Raw genomic sequence first — 8,210 nt, 5'->3', positions numbered from 1 at the left:
GCGGCTGATGGCCGAGCTCGCGCTGCTGATCGGCCCTGGCGATGTCATCACTCTGTCGGGCGACCTCGGCGCCGGCAAGACTGCCGCAGCGCGGGCGATGATCCGTTATCTGGCCGGCGACGACGAGTTCGAAGTGCCGAGCCCGACCTTCACGCTGGTGCAGAGCTACGAGCTGCCGCCGTTCCCGCTGCTGCACGCCGACCTGTATCGCATCGAAGATCCCGGCGAGCTCGAAGAGATCGGATTGTCGCCATTGCCGGAGGGCGCGGTGGCGCTGATCGAATGGCCGGAGCGGGCGCCGGACGCGATGCCGGCCGACCGCATCGACATCGCCTTCAGCCATCGCCCCGCGCTCGGTTCGCTGGCGCGCGCCGCGGAGATCACCGGCCACGGCAAGGCCGCCGCGCAGGTCGAGCGGCTCGCCGCGCTGCGCAGCTTCATCGAGACCTCGGGTTATGCGGACGCCGATCGCCGCCACATGCCGGGCGACGCGTCGACGCGCTCCTACGCGCGGCTGGTCAGGGACGGGGAGTCGCTGATCCTGATGAATGCGCCGCGCCGGCCCGATGGCCCCGCGCTCTACGGCGGCAAGAGCTACAGCGCCGCGGTGCATCTCGCCGAAGACGTCCGGCCGTTCGTGGCGATCGCCGGCGGCCTGCGCCAGCACGGCGTGTCGGCACCGGCGATCCATCACGCCGATCTCGAATCCGGTTTCCTGATCACCGAGGATTTCGGTCGCGAGAGTTTCGTCACCGGCACGCCGCCGGCACCGATCCCGGAGCGCTATCAGGCCGCGGCGGAGCTGCTTGCAGAGCTGCATGCGAAGGACTTGCCCGAGACATTGCCGCTGCCGCAGGAGACCTACGCGATCCCGGTGTTCGACACCGAGGCGATGCTGATCGAGATCGGGCTGATGCCCGAATGGTACTTGCCCGATCGCGGCGCGGCCATCGCGGATGCACGGCGCGCCGAATTCTTCGCGAAGTGGCGCCAGCTGCTGCTCGGCATCGCGGGCGATCCGCGCACCTGGGTGCTGCGTGATTATCACTCGCCGAATCTGATCTGGCTCGATGAGCGCGACGCGACTGCACGGGTCGGCGTGATCGATTTTCAGGATACCGTGCTGGGCCCTGCCGCCTACGATCTGGTGTCGCTGCTGCAGGACGCGCGCATCGAGGTGCCCGAGGCGCTCGAACTGGCGCTGTTCGGCCGCTACATCAAGGCGCGCATCGCGGCCGATCCGCAGTTCGATCCGGCCGCCTTCGCGCGGCTCTACGCGCTGATGTCGGCCCAGCGCAACACCCGGCTGCTCGGCACCTTCGCGCGGCTCAACCGGCGTGACGGCAAGCCGCATTATCTCAAGCATCAGCCGCGGATCTGGACCTACCTGACGCGTTCGCTGGCGCATCCATCGCTGGCGGAACTTCACGCCTGGTACCAGGCCAATGTGCCGCCGCCGGTCTGATTCGAACGACTGTTTTTACCCGAAATTAGTCGGTCGCTCGCTAGCGTCGGGCTTTTCGTAATCTACCCAGGATTCGCGCGTTCAATCGCTGCGTCGGGGCGAGGGACACGTCATGGTTGGTGAACGGAACAAGGATGGTCGCGTGGTGTTCGAGCGCGGCATTCGGGCCCAGATGATGGCCATCGATGGAACCTGGCGTCGGCCGTGCCTGCTCGAAGACGTCTCGGAGGCGGGCGGCAAACTGACCATCGAGGGCGCCGTCGACGGGCTCAACCTCAAGGAATTCTTCCTGCTGCTGTCGTCGACCGGCCTGGCCTATCGACGCTGCGAGCTGAGCTGGGTCAATGGCGATCAGATCGGCGTCAGCTTCCTGCGCCAGGACAAGAAGAAGGGCAAAAGCCCGCGCGCGCAGGCCGCGGCCGTCTAGCCGCAATCCGGCAAGCACCGCGCGCTGTGGTGCTGCCCGGCGCGCGATGTCGCATCTGCGTCATGGTTAGCGAATACCCAAGACCGTCGATAGACCGGTCGGCGCTGCGTGATACAATCGATTCGTCTTCCGGTCCGGTTCGAAACACGAGCGACGATGTCCGTTCAACCTTCCCGCGCCATGGTGCTTGCTGCAGGCTTCGGCCTGCGCATGCGCCCGCTCACTGACAACATGCCCAAGCCGCTGGTGCGCGTCGCCGGCAAGCCGCTGCTCGACCATGTGCTCGACCGGCTTGCGGACGCCGGCGTCACCGAAGCCGTCGTCAACGTGCACTACCTGCCCGACCAGATCATCGATCACGTCGCGGGTCGAACCGCGCCGAAAGTGATCATCTCCGACGAACGCGACGCGGTGCTCGGCACCGGCGGCGCGGTGGTCAAGGCGCTGCCGCTGCTCGGCGATGCGCCGTTCTATCATCTCAACGCCGACACGCTGTGGATCGACGGCGTGCGGCCGAATCTCGCGCGCCTCGCCGACGCGTTCGATCCGGCGCGGATGGACATCCTGCTGCTGATGGCGCCCACCGCGGGCAGCATCGGCTATGCCGGCAAGGGCGATTTCGCGATGGCGCCGGATGGCAGTCTGCGCAAGCGCAAGGAGAACGAGGTGACGCCGTTCGTCTATGCGGGCGTCGCCATCATGAACCCGGCGATCTTCGTGGATGCTCCCCAGGGCGAATTCTCGCTGACCCAAAAGTTTGACCAGGCGGCCGAGCAGGGCCGGCTGTTCGGGCTGCGGCTCGACGGCACCTGGATGCATGTCGGCACGCCGGATGCGGTGGCGGCCGCCGAGCGCGCCTATCTGGTCAGCGTCGCCTGAGGCTGGTCGTACCTCCCTTGCAGCGGCCGCCCATGGCATGATCGCCTGACCGGCGAATCAGGGTGTCCATGCGCGTTTTCAGTGTTCCGCCTTCCGCGCCGTTTCTGCGCACGACGATCGCCGCGCTGGTCGATGGCGAACTGATTGAGGGCTTTTCGGCCCGCGCCCAGCCCGAGCGGCTGGCCGAGGCGACGCTGTATCTGCCGACCCGCCGCGCCGGACGCCTCGCCCGCGATATTTTCCTCGATGTGCTCGGCACCGACGCGGTGCTGCTGCCGCGCATCGTCGCGCTCGGTGGCATCGACGAGGACGAGCTGGCCTTCGCGCAGGCGGCCGAAGGCGTCGCCGATCTGGAAATTCCCCCCGCGCTCGACGGCCTGCCGCGCCGGCTGCTGCTGTCTCAGTTGATCGCGGTGTGGGCCAAGAGCCTTCGGCCCGGCGATCCGCATCAGGCGCCGCTCGTCGTCGGCGGCCCGGCCTCGACGCTGGCGCTCGCCGACGATCTGGCGCGGCTGATCGACGACATGGCGACGCGCGGCGTCGACTGGGCGGCGCTTGATACCTTGGTGCCGGACGCGTTCGATCGCTACTGGAAGCTGACGCTCGACTTCCTCAAGATCGCCGGCCAGTGGTGGCCGCAGCATCTGCGCGAGACCGACCGGATGGAACCGGCGGCGCGGCGCGATCTGCTGATTGAGGCCGAGACCCGCCGCCTCGCCGCGCATCAGGGCGGGCCGGTGATCGCCGCCGGCTCGACCGGCTCGATGCCGGCGACCGCGCGGCTGCTGCACGCCATCGCCGGGCTGCCGCACGGCGCCGTGGTGCTGCCGGGGCTCGATACCGAACTCGACGACGCAGCTTGGGATCTGATCGGCGGCGCGCGCGACAAGCAGGGCAAGCAAACCGCGCCGCCGTCGTCCAACCATCCGCAGTTCGCGCTCCACGGCCTGCTGGCGCGGATGGGGCTTCAGCGGCGCGACGTGCGACAGCTCGGCGTGAGTGCAAGGCCGGGTCGTGAAATCCTCGCGTCCGAAGCGATGCGGCCGTCGTCGGCGACGGCGGTGTGGCACGATCGGCTGGCCGATCCGCAGGTCGAGCAACTGATCGAAGCCGGTGTCGACAAGCTCACGCTGATCGAAGCGCCGAATTCGGAGATCGAAGCGCTGGCGATCGCAGTGGCGCTGCGCGAAGCGACCGAACTCGGTCGCACGGCCGCGTTGGTGACGCCTGACCGCGCGCTGGCGCGCCGCGTCGTCGCCGCGCTCGGCCGCTGGAATCTGCCGGTCGACGATTCCGGCGGCGATTCGCTGATGGATACCCAGGCCGGCATTTTCGCACGGCTCGCCGCAGAGACGGCGCTGCACGGCTGCGAGCCGCCGACGCTGCTGGCGTTGCTGAAGCATCCGCTGCTGCGGCTCGGCCGCGCCGCCGGCGGCTGGCGCGCCGCGATCGAAACGCTGGAACTGGCGCTGCTGCGCGGCACGCGGCCGTCGCCCGGCTGCGAAGGACTGCTGAAGGACTACGCGACGTTCCGCGCCGAGCTCGCAAAGCTGAAGCGCGGCGAACTCAGCGCGTTGCATGCGTCCGAGCCGCGCGCGCGGCTCGGCGACGACGCGCTGGATGCGGCGCAGGCGCTGATCGACGCGCTCCGTGCCGCGCTGCTGCCGCTGGAGAGCGTCGGCAAAGAGCCGATCGATCTGTGCGTGTTCGGCCAGCGTCATCGCGAGGTGCTCAGCGGGCTGTCGAGCGATGCGGACGGCATCGCGGTTGCATTCGAAGGGCAGCAAGGCTCGGCGCTGCTACGCGCGTTCGATGATCTTGCCGAGGCCGGGCCCAACTCCGGCGTGCCGGTGCCGCCGCACGACTATCCGGACGTGTTCGAGACCGCGTTCGGCGACATCACCGTACGCCGCCCCGAACTCGCCGAAGCGGCGCTGCGGATCTACGGCCCGCTCGAAGCGCGTCTGACGACGCACGACCGCGTCATTCTCGGCGGCCTAGTCGAAGGCGTCTGGCCGCCGGCGCCGCGGATCGATCCGTGGCTGTCGCGGCCGATGCGCCACGAGCTCGGCCTCGATCTGCCGGAGCGCCGCATCGGCCTGTCGGCCCACGACTTCGCGCAGGCGCTCGGCGCCGATGAAGTGATCCTCACGCACGCCAACAAGGTCGGCGGCGCGCCGGCCGTGGTGTCGCGGTTTCTGCACCGGCTCGAAGCGGTCGCCGGCAAGGCGCGTTGGAGCACGCTCAAACAGCGCGGCCAAGTGTATCTCGACTACGCGCAGGCACTCGATCGTCCCGCCGAAGTCAAGCCGATCGCGCAGCCGGCGCCGAAGCCGCCGCGCGAGGCGCGGCCGCTGAAGCTGTCGGTCACCGCGATCGAGGACTGGCTGCGCGATCCCTACACGATCTACGCCAAATACATTCTCGGCCTGTCGCCGCTCGATCCGGTCGACATGCCGCTGTCGGCGGCCGATCGCGGTTCGGCGATCCACGAGGCTCTGGGCGAATTCACGCAGCGCTTTGCCGATGACTTGCCGGACGATCCGGCGCAGGTGCTGCGTGACATCGGCCAAAAACATTTCGCGCCGCTGATGGATCATCCCGAAGCGCGCGCGCTGTGGTGGCCGCGATTCCTGCGCATCGCTGGCTGGTTCGCCAATTGGGAGCAGGACCGCCGTCCGCATCTGCGCCACGTCATTGCCGAGCGCAGCGGCTCGCTGTCGATCCCGCTCGACGGCGGCCGCAACTTCGTCCTGTCGGCGCGGGCCGACCGTATCGAGCATCGCGCCGACGGCAACTACGCGATCCTCGACTACAAGACCGGCAATCCGCCGACCGGCAAGCAGGTGCGCATGGGGCTGTCGCCGCAGCTGACGCTGGAAGCCGCGATCCTGCGCGCCGGCGGCTTCGATGGCATCGATGCCGGCGCGTCCGTCGCCGAACTCACCTACGTCAAGCTCAGCGGCAACTCGCCGCCCGGCGACGAGCGTGTGCTCGAACTCAAGATCGAACGCAAGGACGAGCCGCAGGAGCCCGACGAGGCTGCGGCCGAGGCGCTGGCCAAGCTCACCGGCCTGATCCGCCGCTTCGACGATGAGGCGCAGCCCTATCACGCGCTGGTGCTGTCGATGTGGGCGCAGCGCTACGGCCGCTACGACGATCTGGCGCGGATCAAGGAATGGTCAGCGGCCGGCGGCACAGGAGACGGCGCATGAGTGGGCCGCGCATCATTCCGGATCAGGCGCGCGAGCGGCAGATCCTCGCGTCCGATCCAAACGCCTCGGTGTTCGTCTCGGCCAATGCCGGCTCGGGCAAGACGCATGTGCTGGTGCAGCGCGTGATCCGCCTGCTGCTCGACGGCGTGCCGCCGGAGCGCATCCTATGTATCACCTTCACCAAGGCGGCCGCCGCCAACATGGCAGAGCGCGTGTTCACCACGCTCGGCCGCTGGGTGACGCTGGATGATACTCAGCTCGCCGACGCCATTCGCCAGACTGGTATCAAGACGGTCGGCCCGTCACTGTTGGCTCAAGCGCGAAAACTGTTCGCCTGCGCGCTGGAGACGCCGGGCGGGCTCAAGGTGCAAACCATCCACGCGCTGTGCACCCGGTTGCTGCAGCAATTCCCGTTCGAGGCCAATGTGCCGGCGCGGTTCACCGTGCTGGACGATCGCGACCAGGCCGAGCTGATGCAGCGCGCGAGCCTCGCAGTGCTATTGCAGGCCGCCGCGGCGCCGGACAGCGCGGCCGGCAAAGCGCTGGCGCTGGCGATGACCGGCGCGGCCGATATCACCTTCCGTGAGGTGGTGCAGGAAGCCTGCATGAGCCGCGACCGCTTTCTCGGCTGGGTGGCGCAGGCCGGCGGTGTCGACGGTGCGATGGCGCAGCTCTCCGCGACGCTCGGCGTCGATCCGGCTGACAGTTGCGCCGACGTCGATCGCGACATCGTCGACGGCCCGTATCTGCCGCGCGCCCGCTGGGCGGACAGCGCGGCCGTGTTCGACGGCGGCAGCAAGACCGATCTGGACCAGGCGCAGCGGCTGCGCGACGCGCTGGCGGCGAGCGACACGGCGCAGCTCGAAAAGTATCTCGAGCTGTTCTTCACCAAGGAAGCCAAGCTGCGCAAAAGCTTCGCCACCAAGAAGATCGCCGACCCGATGCCCGGCTTCGCCGAGGACCTGAAGCGCGAGGGCGAGCGGCTCGAAGGCCTGCTGGAACGCCGCCGCGCGCTGCTGATGCGCGAGCGTACAAGGGCTCTCTTGGTGATCGCCGCCGATGTCGCCGGCCGGATCGCGCGCGAGAAGCAGGAGAGGGGCCTGCTCGACTACGACGACCTGATCGACAAGACGCTGCAGATGCTCGACAGCGGCGCGTCGAGCTGGGTGCATTTCAAGCTCGACCGCGGCGTCGATCACGTGCTGATCGACGAGGCGCAGGACACCAGCCCGAAGCAGTGGGATATCGTCGCGCATCTGATCGCCGAGTTCACCGCAGGCGAGGGCGCGCGCGACGGCATCAAGCGCACAGTGGTCGCGGTCGGCGACGAGAAGCAGTCGATCTTTTCGTTCCAGGGCGCGGTGCCGAAGGAATTCGCCGAGCGTCGTGACGAGCTGCAGCGGCGCTTCCACGGTGCGGGGCTGACCTTCGAGAAGGTCAGCTTCAACTACTCGTTCCGCTCCGGCGCCACCATTCTGCACTCGGTCGATCACGTGTTCCGCGATCCCGAGATCTATCGCAGCATCCACGCCGATACGAGCTACCCGCTGCACCAGGCGCTCAACGATGCGGGTCCCAGCCTGATCGATCTGTGGCCGCTGGAATTGCCCGACGAGAAGCAGTCGATGGAAGGCTGGCGCGCGCCGTTCGACGCGGTGTCGGAGACCAGCCCCGAAGTACGGCTCGCCGACAAGGTCCGCGCCGAGATCGCCGCGCTGATCGCCGAAGGCACGATGACCGGGCCGGTCGGCGCGCGGCGTCGGCTCAGCTATGGCGACGTGCTGATCCTGGTGCGGCGGCGCGGCTCGGCGTTCGATGCGGTGATCCAGGCGTTGAAGCGCGGCGGCATTCCGGTCGCCGGCGCCGACCGGCTGAAGCTGACCGAGCACATCGCGATCATCGATCTGATGAGTCTCGCCGACGCGCTGCTGCTGCCGCAGGACGATCTGGCGCTGGCGGTGGCGCTGAAGAGCCCGCTGTTCGGGCTCGACGACGACGATCTGTTCCGGCTGGCGTGGCGCCGCAAGGGCTCGCTGCGCGCCGCGCTACGCGACAAGGCGGCGGGTGATGCGAAACTCACGACGGCGCTGCAACGCCTCGACGCCTGCGCGGCGCGGGCGCTCGCTGACACGCCGTTCGGCTTCTACGCGTGGCTGCTCGGCGGCGACGGCGCGCGCGACAGCGGCCGCGCCCGCATCCTGCGCCGGCTCGGCCCGGAGGCCAA

The 8,210-nt window shown here is 68.7% G+C and carries 5 protein-coding genes; all 5 read left to right on the top strand.

All coding sequences use genetic code 11. From position 1 onward, the window contains the following. Positions 1-1,465, top strand: a 1,465-nt coding sequence (gene tsaE / locus ACOJTD_RS02410) for a tRNA (adenosine(37)-N6)-threonylcarbamoyltransferase complex ATPase subunit type 1 TsaE (protein WP_420131346.1), incomplete at its 5' end; no start/stop codon positions are given. Between the two features lie 112 nt (positions 1,466-1,577). Then, the gene (locus tag ACOJTD_RS02405) at positions 1,578-1,892 is read left to right on the top strand and encodes a PilZ domain-containing protein (RefSeq protein WP_420131345.1); all 315 of its coding nucleotides are present in this window, start codon (positions 1,578-1,580) and stop codon (positions 1,890-1,892) included. Positions 1,893-2,048: 156 nt separating this feature from the next. Next, the gene (locus ACOJTD_RS02400) at positions 2,049-2,771 is read left to right on the top strand and encodes a nucleotidyltransferase family protein (RefSeq protein ID WP_420131344.1); all 723 of its coding nucleotides are present in this window, start codon (positions 2,049-2,051) and stop codon (positions 2,769-2,771) included. 68 nt (positions 2,772-2,839) lie between these two features. Further along, the gene (gene addB / locus ACOJTD_RS02395; RefSeq protein WP_420131343.1) at positions 2,840-5,986 is read left to right on the top strand and encodes a double-strand break repair protein AddB; all 3,147 of its coding nucleotides are present in this window, start codon (positions 2,840-2,842) and stop codon (positions 5,984-5,986) included. Further along, the coding region (gene addA, locus ACOJTD_RS02390; RefSeq protein WP_420131342.1) for a double-strand break repair helicase AddA at positions 5,983-8,210 on the top strand (2,228 nt) is incomplete at its 3' end. The genes addB and addA, both read left to right, overlap by 4 nt.

The sequence above is a fragment of the Rhodopseudomonas sp. genome (genome assembly GCF_048594845.1).
In the GTDB taxonomy this organism is placed as follows: Bacteria; Pseudomonadota; Alphaproteobacteria; order Rhizobiales; family Xanthobacteraceae; genus Rhodopseudomonas.
This window is presented reverse-complemented; position numbering and strand designations above follow the sequence as displayed.

Bases quoted from the DNA above. Each gene is read 5' to 3' on its own strand.
- addB (WP_420131343.1), top strand. From the start codon at position 2,840: ATGCGCGTTTTCAGTGTTCCGCCTTCCGCGCCGTTTCTGCGCACGACG.
- ACOJTD_RS02405 (WP_420131345.1), top strand. From the start codon at position 1,578: ATGGTTGGTGAACGGAACAAGGATGGTCGCGTGGTGTTCGAGCGCGGC.
- ACOJTD_RS02400 (WP_420131344.1), top strand. From the start codon at position 2,049: ATGTCCGTTCAACCTTCCCGCGCCATGGTGCTTGCTGCAGGCTTCGGC.